We start from the raw sequence: 13,633 nt of genomic DNA, 5'->3' as shown, positions 1-13,633 counted from the left end.
CGCCAAGACACCCCCGCGCCAGCTCCACGCGCCCGTGGTTTGGACAACGGGACCCTACGGCGGGCAGCGTCCCGGGTCGCCACCGCACCGTGCACACCGGTTACCCGCTCGCGAAACCCGTACACCCGTCGCCGTCCACTGACTTGCGCGACGCACCTCAGCCTCCCGGGGCCGAGCAGATCGGAGTGGCGGGATCCAGCGTGGTTCGCCGTGTTCGGACCGGATGGGAACTCCACCTGTCGCCACGCTTCGGTGTAGCTGGGTCCCGATGTGTTAGGCCTCCCCCTGGGTTAAGGGTCGTTCGGCGAGCTGACTGCTTCGTCGATGGAATGGTACAGCTTCAGTTCCTCGTCGAGCCCGGTGATCTCGATGGGCCGGATCACCGGGCTGGTGCCGTTGACGACAATGCGCGGCTCGCCGCCGGGGCGAGCGTGCAGGGTGGCGTCGAGCAGGCTGGTGAGCCCGGCAGCGCTCAGGAACGTGACCGCGGTCAGGTCCACGATGCACGGGCGAAGGCTCGGGTGCCCGCCGGCGGCGAGCAGCGCGTCACGCAGGGCTGGCGCGGTCTGCGAGTCGACGTCCCCAGAGACCGCGACCACAAGGGCGCCCGCCTGAGCATGGTGGTTGATGTGCAGCCGCTGGGCGGGCGGTTCGGTCTCAACTCGTGGTGCCACCGTCCTCTCCCTTCTCCTGCGAGCTGTGCTGGGAGCCGGGCCGGGACCAGTTCGACGCCGGCGTCAGATGCGGGGCGTGGCCGCTGCTGCCGGGCTGGTCCAGGGTCAATTCGGCCCACACGGTTTTGTGGTGCGGGTGGTTGCGGACTCCCCAGGACGAGGCCAGTCGGTCGACCAGTATCAGGCCCCGGCCACCGGTCCGGTCCGGGGTCCGGATCTTCGGCTGTTCGGGCGCGGTGTCCTCGACCTCGATGCGCAGGCATCGGCCGTTATCGAGCAGGCCGAGCCGGCACCGGCGCGGTGCGGTGCCGTGGCAGTGGGCATTGCTGATCAGTTCCTCGGTCACCAGCACCGCGTCGTCCTCCAGGAGGCCGGCGGTGTGGGAGAGCAGTTCCCGGACTTGTTGCCGGACTTCCCAGTTGGCGGTGACCTCCAGGTCACAGACGTTTTCCAGCGGTGCAGCGTGTTCCTCGCTCGACGGCTCAGTGACCATCGGCATTCACCCCTCGCGCAGTCCACGGCCCACGCCGGTAGCGGGGCCTGGGATGGCGGGTACCCGGGCTTGCGGTTTTCCCAAACGTGGCGGCCGCGTACCGGAGATGGCTCAGTACGAAACGGCGGCGGGCCGTACTGGAAGCGGCTCGCCGAAAACGCCTTCGAAATTGCTGGCGGAAAATAACGGAACGCCAGCGACGAATTGTTGAGGATTGTCCGGCCGCCGTGCCTACCGTCACAGAGGGGCCAGATCAGAAAGCACGCTTCCCAGACCTGCTACTAGCGTCTTCAGCGGTGAGGTGCGTTCTTGTGGCAGGCTCGGTGTCGATGTGGTCATCGAGTCCGTCAACTCTGGTGATGCGCTGGGGTCGTGTGGTTCGGCCCGGTTGAGAGGATCGGATGGCTTCATCCAGCCAGGGAATGGCGTCGAGACGCCGTTGACGGCGTTACTGGACAACGTGCTGTCCGGTTTGCGGCGGGACCTGCCGGGTGAGCTGGGAACGGCGATCAGCGTCGCCCACCCGTCGCCGAAGCGGGGTGGCGGCCGGTTGCAGGTACTGGCGGCGACAGGGGTGGGCGCCGTGCTGCCACCGATCACCACCGGACATCTCTGGGGCCACCGCTGCTGGCCGCCGCCGGGGAGGAGCCGGTGGCCACGGCCGCCCTGTGAGCTGATCCGCGCTGGCCGCACCTGACCTTGGACGCGGTGCGCGCGCAGCTGCCCGAGCAGAACCTCGACGGCTCGGCCGACCACCGCACACTCGCAGTGCTGGCCCGACACAAACGGCTGGTCGTCAGCGCGATCACCATCGCGACCATCGCCGATCGCAACGCCGACGACGTGGAGCAGATACTGGACGCGCTGGCCTCGCGGGCGGTCATCGAGCAGGCCAAAGGCGCGATCATGATGCTGCGGCGCTGCGAATGTCGACGAGGCCTGGGCGGTGCTGCGGCGGGCGAGCCAGGACTTCAACATCAAACTGCGCGAGCTGGCACTGGCACTGGTCGAGCACATCGGGCAGGCGCTGGCCGAGCGGCCACCGTCAGCTACGGGCAGATGCGGATGCCCTGCGGGCCGCCGTGATGGTGTGGCAAGCCCTCACCAGACCGGAAACCGGCTGAACGGCAAGCATCGTCGCTTGACCGCGAAGCCGGGCAGCCCAGCACGCTTCTTCACCAAAATCAGCTGTGCCCCGGGTCCATCAGTGCACTCAGCGCGAGGCGGAGCGTCGGGTGAGTGGGTAGCACGCTGCTCAACCCGGTCCTGGCGATCGCGCGATTGACCACCGGTCCCCTGGCCACCACTGCCCACGCGACACCTTGCTCGGCGGAGGCCGTCGCCATCCGCAACAGAACGGCCAATCCCGCCGCACCGAGAAACCCGATACCACGCAGATCCAGCACAAAATCCTCGTGCGCGTTGATCCGCTCACGCACAAACGCGGCCACGACAGGCGCGGAGATCTGATCGACATCTCCGCACAGGTAGGCGATCAGCACATCGTCACGGACGCGTGTGGTGATGACGATTTCGCTCGCGGCCACAATCGACACCCCACCTCACTCACGTCTGCATTACCTGAATCTCGTGGCTGGACACCCACCGCGACGTGGTCGGCGTTTGATGCCTGCGAAGGTCAACCGGTGGGGCTGAAGGGCTCGAACGTGGTCATCGGCGGGTCGGTCCAGGACTGCCCAGACGACCTTGCCGCCGGACATCGCCGGATTGCTACCCCAAGCCGTGGCCAGTTGGGCAACCAGCAGCGAACCTAGTCCGCCGCGGTGCCCACCACCGCCTTCCCGTATCCGGGCCTGCACAGGTGAGAGGTCGCTGACCGCGACGCTGAACCGTTTCCGGCGCAATTCCAGTCGCAAGGACGGCTCCGACAGAGTGTGGGTAAGCACGTTCTCCACCAGTTCGTTGGCCACCAGCACGGCGTCGCCCACGATCCCGTTGCCCGGCATCCAATGCTCGCACACCAGCCTGACGTGGTCCCGGGCCCGCCGAGCCGTGCCGGGTAGCCGGAGCAGCGTGATCTTCGCGTGGCACTGCCGCGGCCCGGCGGCAGCACCGCGTACCGCCTGCTCCACCGACGGATAGACCAGGACGAATCGGGCCACCGGTGGGCGCTCGAGTATTCGGCGTGCCGCGCTGCTCTGCGCGACCAGCAGCACTGGCACGCCCGGCCAGTGGGACAACCGCATCGCAACCTGGGCGAAGACGTTCAGCAAACTGGCGGTGGTCACGCGGAGTTCCTCAACCACCACGATCACTGCCGACGGCTGATCCGCCGAGCATTTCAGCATCAGATCACGTAGCCGCGGATACCCGCCGACTCCCAGGGTCCCGGCGACGCGCAACACATTGCACCCCGCGCTCTCACCGACGCGGACGTGCAGCCCTTCGCCATCGCCGGTCCTCACGATCCGGCTCTCCTGTCCCCGGGACACCGACCGTCTCGGACCGGCGCGGCCATCCCTGAGCGGACGCCGCCAAGAACTCCAGGTTACGCGCGCCCCCTTGCGGAACCGCGGGTCGCCGACCGCCAGAGGCCGCGCACCGACCACCAAGCCGACCTGATACTCGACCTGCGCCGGACGCGGCGCAGAAGGTCCACTGTAGACGATCAAGCTGTCCCCTGGTCACAGGCCGGGATGTCCGGAAGCCGGGGGGAGGTAGCGCAGGGCGAGGATCAGGGTGTCGTCGCGGTGACGGACGATGTCGTGCATGTCGCGGACGATGTCGGCGGTCATGGTGTTCGCCGGTGCGCGGTGGTGTCGTTGGGCCGCGGTGATGAGGCGGGTTTCGCCTTGGTCTTCGCCGCCGCGGCTTTCGATCAGGCCGTCGGTGTAGAGCAGGAGTACGTCGCCGGAGTGTAGCCGTTCCTCGCGGATCCCTGCGCTGCCCGGTTTGGGGAAGCCGACTCCGCGGCCATCCACGGGAAGGTAGGCGGTTTCGCTGCCGTCGCCACGGACGAGCAGGGCGCGTGGGTGTCCACCGTTGGCGAGGCGGAGTTCTCCGGTGCGCGGGTCGAGGCGGGCGAGCAGGACGGTAGCCATCAGGCCGGGGTTGATCTCGGAGGTGCGGCGGATCAGCACGTCGAGTGGATGGCCTTCGAGGGCGAGGGTGCGCAGCGTATGGGAGACGGTGACGGCGGTGCGGGTGCACACGACTCCATGACCGACCGCGTCGACCACAGTGACGTGGAGGGTGCCGTCGGGTAAGAGGAACCAGTCGTAGAGGTCGCCGCCGGTGGGTGAGTCGGCTTCGGCGGGCTGGTACCGCACACCGAATTCGAGTCCGGGCACTTCCGGTGCGGGCGGGCGCAGCGCGTCCTCCAGTTCACGGAAGATCACGGCGTGAGCGCGGCGGAGTTGCTCGTCGCGTTCCTCGGATTCCACGTACATGGCCAGGACACCGGTGTTCGTTTCCGCCAGTTCGTTCTTCAGTTCCTGGTGTTCGCATTCCAGGGTGTCGACGTGGGCGAGCGCTGCGCGTAGCTCCTGTTCGGCCGGGTCGGTGTCCGGGTCGGCGTGACGTGCGTGGGCGGGTGTGCTGGGGAGCCGCCAGACCGCCCGGCCGTCGGCGTCGATCTCGGCCGGCAGGGGCAAGTCCAGCGGCTGAGGAACGGGGACGCTGTCCAGGCGTAGCGCCACTTCGAGCGTCGGGACTCCGTCGAGTTCATTGTGGACGGTGCCGAGGACAGCGGGGGCGCGGGTGCCGGACGACCGGATGAGGGTGGTGGCGGCGACGACGAGTCGCCCGCGCTGTTCCACTGGAACGCCGTGTTCGTCGCACCAGGCGCGGAGCTGGGCCTGGAGCTGGTGCAGCGCGCGGGTCATGGCAACGACTCGGGAAGGCGGGCGACGAGCACGCCGGCGTCGTCGGCGGGCACGCGGTGGTCCCGCAGCAGCCGGGCGGCCACGAGTTGCGCGGACGGGTGCGGTGGTGCGGGCGGGCCGAGCAGCCAGTGATGGTCGAGGCCGTCGGTGTGCAGGACGAGGGTGCTTCCGGGGAGTGCGGGCACGTCGTGCTGGTGCGGCCTGCCTGCCCGCAGACCGACGACGCCCGGTGCGCTCAGCAGGTGGTGGTTGCGCGTGCCGGTCAGCACGACGCCGCTGATGTTGCCGGTGCCGCAGAAGCTCACCCCACGAGAGCTGAGCCGGGCCAGCACGACGGCCGCGCCGCGGGTGTGGCGCAACTCGGTGTGCAGTGCGCTCATCAGTACCGGGAGCGGGCGGGCGGGATCGCGCCGGAATGCCTGTTCGGCGGCGGCCGCGGCGTCGGCGGCGGGTGCGCCGTGGCCGAGGCCGTCGGCGAGCAGCAGGGTCCACTCCCCCGTCGCGGTTTCGGCTGCGGCGGCCAGGTCCCCGCTGCGTACTTCGCCTTCGGCGGGGAGCACGAAGTGACCGAGGTCGAGCCGGGCACGGGCTGGGTCGTTCGGGGCGCGCAGGCGGGCGCTGACCAGCGTCCCGTCTCCGGGGGCCGAGCTGATGACGAACTCGGTGGCCATCCGGCGGACCGCGCCGAGCCCGACGCCGAGGGTGCCGGTCGTGGTGTGGCCGTCGGTGAGGCAGCGGTCGGGATCGGCCATGCCGGGGCCCCGGTCGACGGCGGTGACGTCGATGCCGGTGCCGAGCAGCAGTGGCTGGACGTACACCGCGCCGTCCCAGGCGTGCTTGTCGAGATTGCTGGCCAGTTCCGAGGCGACGACGGCGGCCCGGTCCGGCAGCGGGCCGGGCAACCCGATGACCGTGGCGGCGGTCCGCGCGGTCCGCGCCGCCACGTGCGCGGCGCTGACGTGGTCGACCGGGATCTGGGTGGTACCCGGCGCGTTCATCACACCCATCGCACGACGGTGACGGTGGTGCCGCGGCCGGATTCGGTGTCGATGCCGAACTCGTCCACCAGCCGCCGGGTGCCGCCGAGCCCGTGCCCGAGGCCGGCGCCGGTGCTGAACCCGTCGGCGAGCGCGGCGGCCACATCCGCGATGCCGGGACCGTCGTCGGCCATCACCAGGCGCAGGCCGCGCCTGCCGTCATGGCCGGTGACCGGCTCGATGCTCAGCGTGCCGCCACCGCCGTGGATGTAGGCGTTGCGGGTGAGTTCACTGGCCGCGGTCACGATCTTGGTCTGGCCGATGAGGTCGAACCCGGCCGCGAGGGCCGCTGCCCGCACGGCGTGCCGGGCCGCCAGCAGATCAGCTTCGGCCGACACCGGCTGCACCGTGCCGGTGCTCTGGCGCGTAGGCGCGTCACCGGAGAGCATGGGGCCGCCGCCCGCGTGCGTGGACAGCGGTCTGGCGCCACCCGAGTCTGGCCATGGCCTGTTCGGCGTTCAGCGCGGTCTGCACCCCGGTCAGTCCGAGCCCGAGACCGCACAACGTGATCGCGACCGCGGGCCGCATCCCGGCGACGATGATCTCCGCCCCGAGCAGCCGCCCGGTCCCGGCCAGTTCGGTCAGCACCCGCGCGACGAACGAGTCGATGATCTCCAGCCGCGAAATATCGATCACGACGCCCCGCGCCCGCTCGGTGGCGATGCGCTCGGTGAGTTCCTCGGTGAACAGCAGCGCGGTCTTGTCGTCGAGGTCGTCGAGCAGTCCGGTGAGCAGGATGTCGCCGAGCCGGATGATCGGCACACCGGCAGACTTCGGCAGCTCGTCCGGAGTCATTCGGTGCTCCCGCCACGCACGAGGTCCGGCACCGGCGACTCGGCGTCGATGAGCCGGATGGCCTCGGCGAGCGCGTCGGCGAGCGTGGCCCGGGTGGTGATGGTGGACAGGTCGATGCCCAGCTGGGTGATCGTCTGGGCGATCGTGGGGCGGATACCGCTGATGAAGCACTCCGCGCCCATCAGCCGCACCGCGCTCACGGTCTGCAGCAGGTGGTGCGCCACCGCGGTGTCCACCGTGGGCACCCCGGTGATGTCGATGATCGCGACGAGGGCCTCGGTGGACCGGATGGTCTCCAGCACACTGTTCATCACCAGCTGGGTGCGGGCACTGTCGAGCGTGCCGATCAACGGCACCGCGAGGACCCGCGGCCACAGCAGTACCACCGGGGTGGACAGCTCCAGCATCTGCTGGTGCTGGGTACGGATGATCTCCTCGCGGCCCTCGACGTAGGTCGCGAAGGTGAGCGCGCCCGCGGCGTCGAGGAGACCGCTGACCATGCGCGCGACCCCGTAGAGCAGCCGCGTGTCGGTGGTCTCGGATTCCGCCACGCCGAGGATGGCTTCCTTGAGCGAGAGCATCCCGAGCGCGATCGAGGTCGCCGGCACGCCGCCGCGTGCCCGCCGCGTCGACAGCCGGGTGACCGCGTCGCGCAACGGCTCGTGCCGGAGCACGATGTCCTCGACGGCGAGCCCGGTCCGCAGGCCCTCACGCAGCGCCTCGACCAGGGTGAGCGCCTCGTCCCGCAGTTCCTTCTGGCTCGGCACCGTGCCAGTGGCGATCAAGTCGCGCTGGCTCTCCAGCCAGCCGTTCACCACTTCGACCTCGCGACTGGTCAGTACCGCGACGAGCAACTCACGCTCCGCCGCCTGCCCGCTAGCCATCCCGGCACCTCCCCGACCACCACTATGACGCGTTGAACTATTGTCGTGCGACAAACGTTAACACGACCATGCCGGGCCGACCGGGGTGTGCTGGGAAGTGGTGGATGGGCCGAGTCGAGCTAGGCCGACCGCGTATCGGTCTCGTGCTGGGCGCCAGGCGGACGGTTGTGCTTCACCGCCGCGTCGCGCAGGCGCGCCAGCCCTCCGGCCAGCTGCGACCGGGTCGTCGCGGGCAACGCGCCGATGACATCGCGCAGGTGCGCGGTGCGCCGTTCCCGCAGTTCCACCAGGTACTGCCGGCCGCGGTCACTCAGGCGCAGTTCGACCTCACGCCGGCTGACGCTACTCGAAGACCGGTCCAGGAAACCGACGGCCTGCAACCGGTCGCACAGCCTGCTCACCGACGGCGGGCTGGAGTTCAGCGCCGTCGCGAGGTCCCGCACGTTCAGGTACTCGGCGGTTTCCAGCACGAACATCGCCCGCAACTGGGACACCGACAACGGGGCGGGCGAGGTCGACCGGCTCCGTTCCCAGATCACCTCGACCTGCTCCACGACCTCGGTGAGAACATGGAGCAGTTCCTCAGGGTCCGGGTGCGAACGAATCCGGTTCACCTTGTCACTCTCGCATCCATTCGCTTCGCTGTCAGCTTCAAGAAGGTAGGGCACCCGTGACCGCACAGGCGGGGGACAGACGCTCCGACATCGAACGTGTCCTGCGTACAGCCGAACCACACGCGCTGCTCGAACTCGCGCGCGCGGAATTGTTCCGCACTTTCGGCGCCGATCCGGTCGACCTGCTCATGGCCGACTACGCGCTGACCATGCTGCAACCGGTGGCGGTGCTGCCGTATACCACCGAGCCGTTAACGGTAAACGCCAGCGCGCCGGGCCGTGCGTTCGGCACCCAGGAACCCTTCGTCGAGGATCTCGCCGGTGGCGGGGTGACGGTGCACGTACCGGTCACCACCCGCGGCGACCGCATCGGCGTGCTGTCCCTCGGCCTGCGAACGGCCCCGGACCCGATCACCCTCGACGACCTCAAGCAGATCGCCGACGTGCTCGCCCACGAGATCATCGTCGCTGAACGCGACACCGACCTCTACCTGCAAGCCCGCCGCGCGGAACGGCTCACCCTCGCCGCCGAGATGCAGTGGCAACTGCTCCCCGCCCGCGCCTGCGCCCGCACCGAATACAGCCTCGGCGCCCAGCTCGAACCCGCCTACGCCATCTACGGCGACAACTTCGACTGGTCCACCTCCGCCAACCACCTCGTCCTCACCGTCACCAACGGCATGGGCGAAGGCATCGACGCCGCCCTGCTCACCAACCTGGCCATCAACGCACTGCGCAACGCCCGCCGCGCCGGCGTCCCGCTCACCGACCAAGCCGCGCTCGCCGACCAGGCCATCTACGGCCAGCACGCCGGCCGCCAGCACGTCTCCACCCTCCTGCTGCGCTTCGACCTGACCACCGGCAACGTCGAAGTGGTCGACGCCGGCTCCCCCAAGCTGTGGCGCCTGCGCGACGGCACCGTCGACCCCATCACCTTCGACGCCCAACTGCCCCTCGGCATGTTCGACGACACGCCCTACGTCACCGAAACCTTCCAGGTCATCCCCGGCGACCGGCTGATCTTCGTCACCGACGGCGTCTACGACGTCGCCTCCCCCGCTGGGGAACGCTACGGCCAGCGCGCGCTCGCCCGCGCCATCAAAGCCACCAGCCTCCTGCCCGCCACCCAGGTACCCCGAGCGGTACTCGAACAACTCGCCACCCACCGGGTCTCCACCAGCCCCGCCGAAGACGACTCCATGATCGTCTGCCTCGACTGGCACGGACGCCAGCAGAACTAGCCCGACCGCTGCTGCTGCAGGAAAAGCAGGAATCTCCGGGCGATCTCGTGCAGCATGACGTTCTGATGCCGGGAGTGCTCGACAAGCCTGACGAAGGCCTCGTCCGCGGTGCAGCTGTGAACGGCCATCAGCGCTCCCCTGGCCTGCTCGATGTCAGCGCCGGTGGACAACGCGGTCCGCAGGTTGGCGACCTGGTCACGGGCTCGTTGCCAGCGGCGAGTCTCACGCAGCGCGTGGCTGGCCGCCGTGGTGAACACCCAGGTCAGCTGTTCGTCAAGGGGATCAAACGCGGTCGCAGAAAGGCTGTAGACGTTGAGCGCCCCCAGCGATTCCCGGTCCTCACCGCGACGTGGTGACGCTGTGTCAGACGCCGACAGGAGAGGCACCGATACGCATGCCCTTATGCCGGCCTGGCGAGCGGCGGCCACGAATTCCGGCCATCGCAGCCCATCTCCTGACGCTGTCGACCGCACAGATCGCCTGACTGTCGCCGCGCGCAGACTGGGGCCGCGACCTGCGGCGTATTGGGCATTGTCGATGGCCAGGATCAGCTCTTCGGCGATTGCGACGGTGCGCGGCTCACCACTGGTCAGCACGGTGATAGTCGCCGCCTCCGCGTCCGGAATCGCCTGGGCCGCAGCAGTGGCAACCCGGGTCAGAACGTCGTCCAGAGGTTCCTCCGCGGCGGCGACCTCGCGCAGCGCGGCCACCGCCTTGGTGGTGTCGTCCATGCGCGCCAGTGGGTCTGGCGATCCCTGTGTGGCCATCAGCCTCCCGCCAAAGGCACACGCTAACATTTGTCATTCGGCAATGGTTGTCTGGCGGCAAACTTCGCGATCCGGCCGCGTCGTGTCACATGCGACCCGCACCGCAAACTGCCTGGTCACACCGGCGGTGCGACCACCTTCAGATCGACCACGACACCGGAGTCCGCTCGATCGCCGAAGTCGTCGAACGTGTGCGGGCAGTCGGGCATGTCGATGAGTTCGCTGCCTGCGACCAGTGCTTCCCGGCGGCGCGGGCGGCCCGCACTGATCTGCATTCGCTGCCGGAGTGTCCGGATTCGGTGAACGAATCCGGACACTGACGGCGAGGTGGGTTCCAGGCCGCCACCGTGCCACGTAGCCAGCAACACTCCTCGCAGGGTCATGTGCCCGGACAGCGAACCACTTCCGCTCCAGGTGGCCTGGATCTGACCGGCCCGGACGAAGCGCTGGTAGCGCCTTACCGCAGGTTGATCACCGCGGGGAAGATTGGTCACCGGCACCGTTTCGACGGTCGCGTCCAGCGTTACGAAGAGTTCGTCGGGCAACTTGGCCTCAGGGGCCCACGTCAGCCGCCAGGTGACTCGGTCACCGACAGAAAACGGCTCGCCGCAGCACTCGATTTCCCAACAGTTGATGGTCACCGGGACCGTACCCATCGCCACACGCTACGCGGCTCTGCCCAAAACGATCAACCGACGCGCGAGCCGCTGCGAATTTCTCAGGGGCGGTGGGTTTCGACCGCGCTCGCACCAACTTCGTCGCCGGAGCGCCGGAGTCCGGTGATAACGCCGTCGATGTCGGCGGCCGGGCGGTTCTGGCTGAGCTTGAACTTGGCCTCGATGCGTGTGATAGTCACCTATACGCCCACAATGGCCTGCAGCTGCCTTCGGAAGAACTTCTCCGGTGCGTCGTCGACCGACCAGGCAGACGGCCGAGCGACTTCATGGCGATCGGTGAGGCGGCGTACCACGTCGGCGACCCAGTCGGAATCATCGTGCACGGTCAGGGTGCCGTACACATGTGCGGTCATGTAGTTCCAGGTGGGGCACCACTCGCCCGTGCTCGGCCTTCGAGGCGTACCAGGACGGCGTGATGTAGGAGTCGGGACCGCGGACGATGACCAACGCCTCGCCGAGCGCCGGCTGGTGTCAGTGCTCGTTGTTTCTGGCGGGGTGCCCCAGCAAGGAGTTCCGTTCCGGTCGTAGACGAACGGCAGCATCGTGGCGACCAGGCCGCCGGGTGTGGCGGTGACCAGATCGTCGGCTCCGTGCTGGGCCAGCAGTTCGTGGACACCGTCCTCATCGGGGGCGAAATGGTCGGGTGTGTACACAGTGGACCGTCCTCATCGGTGGGCCGACGGCTCTGCCCGAGCGTGCACCTGGAAGGCGGCACCGCACAGGTCCAATCCACAGTCACCCTCAGATGCCACTTCGACATCGTGCAGGCGTCGATTTCCCGGTTGACACGTTTCTGGTCGTCGGGAATCTTGTGCTGGCAGACGATGGAGGTGATCTTGTGGATGTCAATGTGGACTCCCCGTCGCTGGGATCGGTGCTGACGGCGATCGTGACTCCCTTCGACGACGATTTGCGGGTGGACGAGCATTCATTCGTGTCGTTATTGCGCCACGTGCTGGCGAACGGGTCAGATGGTGTAGTGGTCGCCGCGACCACGGGTGAGCCTTCCACGCTCAGCAACACCGAGCACCTTCGGCTGATCGAACTGGCGTGTGCCGAGCGGCCTGCCGCGACGAGCGTGATCGCCTCCACCGGTTCGAACAACACCGCGCAGGCCTGCATGATGACCGAGCGCGCGATCGAGTTGGGCGCGGACGCGGTGCTGTCCGTGGCGCCGTACTACAACCGGCCGAACCGGCGCGGCCTGGTCCGGCACTACGCGGAGATCGCCAAGGCCGCGGGCAAGCCCGTCGTGGTGTACAACATCCCGGCCCGTACCGGTATCGACCTGCCGAACGACTTGCTCGCCGAACTCGCGCAGATCGAGCACATCGACTACGTCAAGCAGGCAAACAACGCCAATCTCGCCCTCGTTGACGGACTGGGTGTCTACGCCGGCAATGACGATGCTTTCGCCCGCACACTCGACCTCGGCGGGTGCGGCGGCATTCTGGTCGGCAGTCAGGTGGCGGGGCCGCTGATGCGGCGCATGGTCGACGAGCCCGGCCTCCGCGCGGAGATCGACGCCCGGTTGCAGCCGTTGTACCGGGCGCTGGCGGTGACGACCAACCCGATCCCGGTCAAGGCAGCTCTCAACCTGCTCGGGCATCGCGTCGGTGGCCTGCGGCTTCCACTGGTGGAAGCCGATGAGATCGAAACCGACGTCATCCGGAGCGCGCTGATCGAGTGCGGTCTGCTGGACTGACCCTGCCGCGACGAAGAAAGGACTTCCTCATGTCCCGGCACGTCTCGCTCGCCGCGGTGAACTTCGCGGTCCGGCCGATCACGGACTTCTCCGAGTTCGCCACCCACGTCACCGACCTGGTAGCGGCCTGCCACGGCGCGGATCTCGTGGTGTTTCCTGAGCTCTGCACGGTCGAGCTGCTGACGACATTGCCGGGCTGGCGACGTCTGCCGGCGAGCGAGCTGGGGCTGATCGCGAAGTTTTCCGACGACTACGTGGAGCTGTTCACCCGCCTGGCGGTCGAGCGAGGCCAGCACATCGTGGGCGGCTCGCAACTGGTGCCGCACGGCTCCGCGTACCTCAACGTCGCACACTTGTTCACGCCCGACGGGCAGGTGATCCGTCATGCCAAAACCCACATCTTCCCCGCAGAGGCGACGTGGTCCACCGCGGAAGGAGACGGCATGGAGGTGATCGACCTGCCGTTCGCGCGGGTCGGCTTCAACATCTGCTACGAGGCGGAAATCCCCGAGTGCGCCACCACCCTGGCCCATCAGGGTGCGGAGATCATTCTCTGCCCGTCGTACACCTTCACCGAGCACGGTTTCTGGCGTGTCCGGCACAGCGCCCACGCCCGCGCCATCGAGAACCAGGTCTACGTCGTCCACGCCTGCACCGGCGGACGCCCGGGCGCGCCGCTGCCCACCGGCTGGGCCAGGAGTTCGATTCTCAGTCCTTGTGACGCGATCTTCCCGGCGAGCGGTGTCATCGGCGAAGCCACAGCCAACACCGAGTCCGTCGTCCGGGCCGTGGTCGACCTCGACCTGCTCACCACCAACCGGGAAAGCGGTGCGGCGCCGACCTTCCGCGACCGGCGCCGCCGCAGCGACCTCTACCGCGGCTGGCCGCAGCCCTGATCCCG

At 68.5% G+C, this 13,633-nt stretch carries 19 protein-coding genes and 2 pseudogenes; 5 read left to right on the top strand and 16 right to left on the bottom strand.

Annotated elements, in window-relative coordinates:
• Positions 1 to 290: 290 nt before the first annotated feature.
• Complete coding sequence (locus YIM_RS07130) at positions 291 to 674, bottom strand: STAS domain-containing protein (protein WP_153029572.1); 384 nt, start codon at positions 672 to 674, stop codon at positions 291 to 293.
• Entirely contained in the window at positions 658 to 1,167 is a 510-nt protein-coding gene (locus YIM_RS07125; RefSeq protein WP_153029571.1) for an ATP-binding protein, read from the bottom strand. Before YIM_RS07125 ends, YIM_RS07130 begins: the two co-directional genes overlap by 17 nt.
• 439 nt (positions 1,168 to 1,606) lie before the next feature.
• Here YIM_RS07125 and YIM_RS48985 point away from each other — a divergent pair, with 439 nt between their 5' ends.
• Entirely contained in the window at positions 1,607 to 1,864 is a 258-nt protein-coding gene (locus YIM_RS48985) for a hypothetical protein (protein WP_228004596.1), read from the top strand.
• Between the two features lie 11 nt (positions 1,865 to 1,875).
• On the top strand, positions 1,876 to 2,253 hold the full coding sequence (locus YIM_RS49605; protein ID WP_255462879.1) for an ANTAR domain-containing protein: 378 nt from the start codon (positions 1,876 to 1,878) through the stop codon (positions 2,251 to 2,253).
• A gap of 98 nt (positions 2,254 to 2,351) precedes the next feature.
• Here the strand turns inward: YIM_RS49605 and YIM_RS07115 are convergent, their stop codons facing one another.
• From YIM_RS07115 to YIM_RS07080, 8 genes are all read right to left on the bottom strand, one after another.
• A complete protein-coding gene (locus YIM_RS07115; RefSeq protein WP_153029570.1) occupies positions 2,352 to 2,723 on the bottom strand; it encodes an STAS domain-containing protein in 372 nt (123 codons plus the stop codon).
• A 21-nt stretch (positions 2,724 to 2,744) separates the two neighbouring features.
• The gene (locus tag YIM_RS07110) at positions 2,745 to 3,593 is read right to left on the bottom strand and encodes an ATP-binding protein (protein WP_153029569.1); all 849 of its coding nucleotides are present in this window, start codon (positions 3,591 to 3,593) and stop codon (positions 2,745 to 2,747) included.
• 219 nt (positions 3,594 to 3,812) lie between these two features.
• The gene (locus YIM_RS07105; protein ID WP_228004594.1) at positions 3,813 to 4,946 is read right to left on the bottom strand and encodes a PP2C family protein-serine/threonine phosphatase; all 1,134 of its coding nucleotides are present in this window, start codon (positions 4,944 to 4,946) and stop codon (positions 3,813 to 3,815) included.
• 62 nt (positions 4,947 to 5,008) lie between these two features.
• A complete protein-coding gene (locus YIM_RS07100; protein WP_153029567.1) occupies positions 5,009 to 6,019 on the bottom strand; it encodes a SpoIIE family protein phosphatase in 1,011 nt (336 codons plus the stop codon).
• Positions 6,010 to 6,438, bottom strand: coding sequence for an ATP-binding protein (locus YIM_RS07095; protein WP_153029566.1), 429 nt, complete (start codon positions 6,436 to 6,438; stop codon positions 6,010 to 6,012). The genes YIM_RS07100 and YIM_RS07095 overlap by 10 nt, the downstream gene beginning before the upstream one ends.
• Positions 6,425 to 6,844, bottom strand: coding sequence for an STAS domain-containing protein (locus YIM_RS07090; RefSeq protein WP_153029565.1), 420 nt, complete (start codon positions 6,842 to 6,844; stop codon positions 6,425 to 6,427). The genes YIM_RS07095 and YIM_RS07090 overlap by 14 nt, the downstream gene beginning before the upstream one ends.
• On the bottom strand, positions 6,841 to 7,728 hold the full coding sequence (locus YIM_RS07085; protein ID WP_153029564.1) for an STAS domain-containing protein: 888 nt from the start codon (positions 7,726 to 7,728) through the stop codon (positions 6,841 to 6,843). Before YIM_RS07085 ends, YIM_RS07090 begins: the two co-directional genes overlap by 4 nt.
• A gap of 119 nt (positions 7,729 to 7,847) precedes the next feature.
• Positions 7,848 to 8,342, bottom strand: coding sequence for a MarR family winged helix-turn-helix transcriptional regulator (locus tag YIM_RS07080; RefSeq protein WP_153029563.1), 495 nt, complete (start codon positions 8,340 to 8,342; stop codon positions 7,848 to 7,850).
• Positions 8,343 to 8,398: 56 nt separating this feature from the next.
• Between YIM_RS07080 and YIM_RS07075 the strand changes: the two genes are divergently transcribed.
• On the top strand, positions 8,399 to 9,583 hold the full coding sequence (locus tag YIM_RS07075) for a PP2C family protein-serine/threonine phosphatase (RefSeq protein WP_153029562.1): 1,185 nt from the start codon (positions 8,399 to 8,401) through the stop codon (positions 9,581 to 9,583).
• Here YIM_RS07075 and YIM_RS07070 read toward each other — a convergent pair.
• From YIM_RS07070 to YIM_RS49930, 6 genes and pseudogenes are all read right to left on the bottom strand, one after another.
• Entirely contained in the window at positions 9,580 to 10,314 is a 735-nt protein-coding gene (locus YIM_RS07070; protein WP_228004593.1) for a GAF and ANTAR domain-containing protein, read from the bottom strand. The two genes, YIM_RS07075 and YIM_RS07070, sit on opposite strands and share 4 nt — an antisense overlap.
• 152 nt (positions 10,315 to 10,466) lie before the next feature.
• On the bottom strand, positions 10,467 to 11,006 hold the full coding sequence (locus tag YIM_RS07065) for a DUF6578 domain-containing protein (RefSeq protein ID WP_153029560.1): 540 nt from the start codon (positions 11,004 to 11,006) through the stop codon (positions 10,467 to 10,469).
• A 62-nt stretch (positions 11,007 to 11,068) separates the two neighbouring features.
• On the bottom strand, positions 11,069 to 11,206 hold the full coding sequence (locus YIM_RS48975) for a hypothetical protein (protein ID WP_228004592.1): 138 nt from the start codon (positions 11,204 to 11,206) through the stop codon (positions 11,069 to 11,071).
• Positions 11,207 to 11,404 (bottom strand): annotated as a pseudogene (locus YIM_RS49940) (FMN-binding negative transcriptional regulator); the annotation flags it as partial. It abuts the gene before it with no gap.
• Positions 11,340 to 11,474 (bottom strand): FMN-binding negative transcriptional regulator, encoded by a 135-nt coding sequence (locus YIM_RS49935; RefSeq protein WP_370469014.1) that lies wholly within the window; start codon positions 11,472 to 11,474, stop codon positions 11,340 to 11,342. The pseudogene YIM_RS49940 and the gene YIM_RS49935, both read right to left, overlap by 65 nt.
• Positions 11,475 to 11,554: 80 nt before the next feature.
• Positions 11,555 to 11,680 (bottom strand): annotated as a pseudogene (locus YIM_RS49930) (FMN-binding negative transcriptional regulator); the annotation flags it as partial.
• Between the two features lie 92 nt (positions 11,681 to 11,772).
• Here YIM_RS49930 and dapA point away from each other — a divergent pair.
• Both dapA and YIM_RS07050 read left to right on the top strand, forming a co-directional pair.
• Positions 11,773 to 12,732 carry a 4-hydroxy-tetrahydrodipicolinate synthase gene (gene dapA, locus YIM_RS07055; protein ID WP_153029559.1) on the top strand — a complete coding sequence of 320 codons (960 nt, stop codon included), beginning with the start codon at positions 11,773 to 11,775 and terminating at the stop codon, positions 12,730 to 12,732.
• A gap of 29 nt (positions 12,733 to 12,761) precedes the next feature.
• Positions 12,762 to 13,628 (top strand): carbon-nitrogen hydrolase family protein, encoded by an 867-nt coding sequence (locus YIM_RS07050; protein ID WP_153029558.1) that lies wholly within the window; start codon positions 12,762 to 12,764, stop codon positions 13,626 to 13,628.
• Positions 13,629 to 13,633: the final 5 nt, after the last annotated feature.

Source organism: Amycolatopsis sp. YIM 10 (assembly GCF_009429145.1).
Classification (GTDB): Bacteria; Actinomycetota; Actinomycetes; order Mycobacteriales; family Pseudonocardiaceae; genus Amycolatopsis.
Note: the sequence above shows the minus strand (reverse complement) of the source record. Positions and strands in the feature narration are given on the sequence as shown.

What these genes read in the sequence shown, in the direction of transcription:
- YIM_RS07125 (WP_153029571.1), bottom strand. Translation starts at nt 1,167, where the DNA reads ATGGTCACTGAGCCGTCGAGCGAGGAACACGCTGCACCGCTGGAAAAC.
- YIM_RS07085 (WP_153029564.1), bottom strand. Translation starts at nt 7,728, where the DNA reads ATGGCTAGCGGGCAGGCGGCGGAGCGTGAGTTGCTCGTCGCGGTACTG.
- YIM_RS07070 (WP_228004593.1), bottom strand. Translation starts at nt 10,314, where the DNA reads ATGGACGACACCACCAAGGCGGTGGCCGCGCTGCGCGAGGTCGCCGCC.
- YIM_RS07095 (WP_153029566.1), bottom strand. Translation starts at nt 6,438, where the DNA reads ATGCTCTCCGGTGACGCGCCTACGCGCCAGAGCACCGGCACGGTGCAG.
- YIM_RS07090 (WP_153029565.1), bottom strand. Translation starts at nt 6,844, where the DNA reads ATGACTCCGGACGAGCTGCCGAAGTCTGCCGGTGTGCCGATCATCCGG.
- dapA (WP_153029559.1), top strand. Translation starts at nt 11,773, where the DNA reads ATGCCACTTCGACATCGTGCAGGCGTCGATTTCCCGGTTGACACGTTT.
- YIM_RS07100 (WP_153029567.1), bottom strand. Translation starts at nt 6,019, where the DNA reads ATGGGTGTGATGAACGCGCCGGGTACCACCCAGATCCCGGTCGACCAC.
- YIM_RS07050 (WP_153029558.1), top strand. Translation starts at nt 12,762, where the DNA reads ATGTCCCGGCACGTCTCGCTCGCCGCGGTGAACTTCGCGGTCCGGCCG.
- YIM_RS07065 (WP_153029560.1), bottom strand. Translation starts at nt 11,006, where the DNA reads ATGGGTACGGTCCCGGTGACCATCAACTGTTGGGAAATCGAGTGCTGC.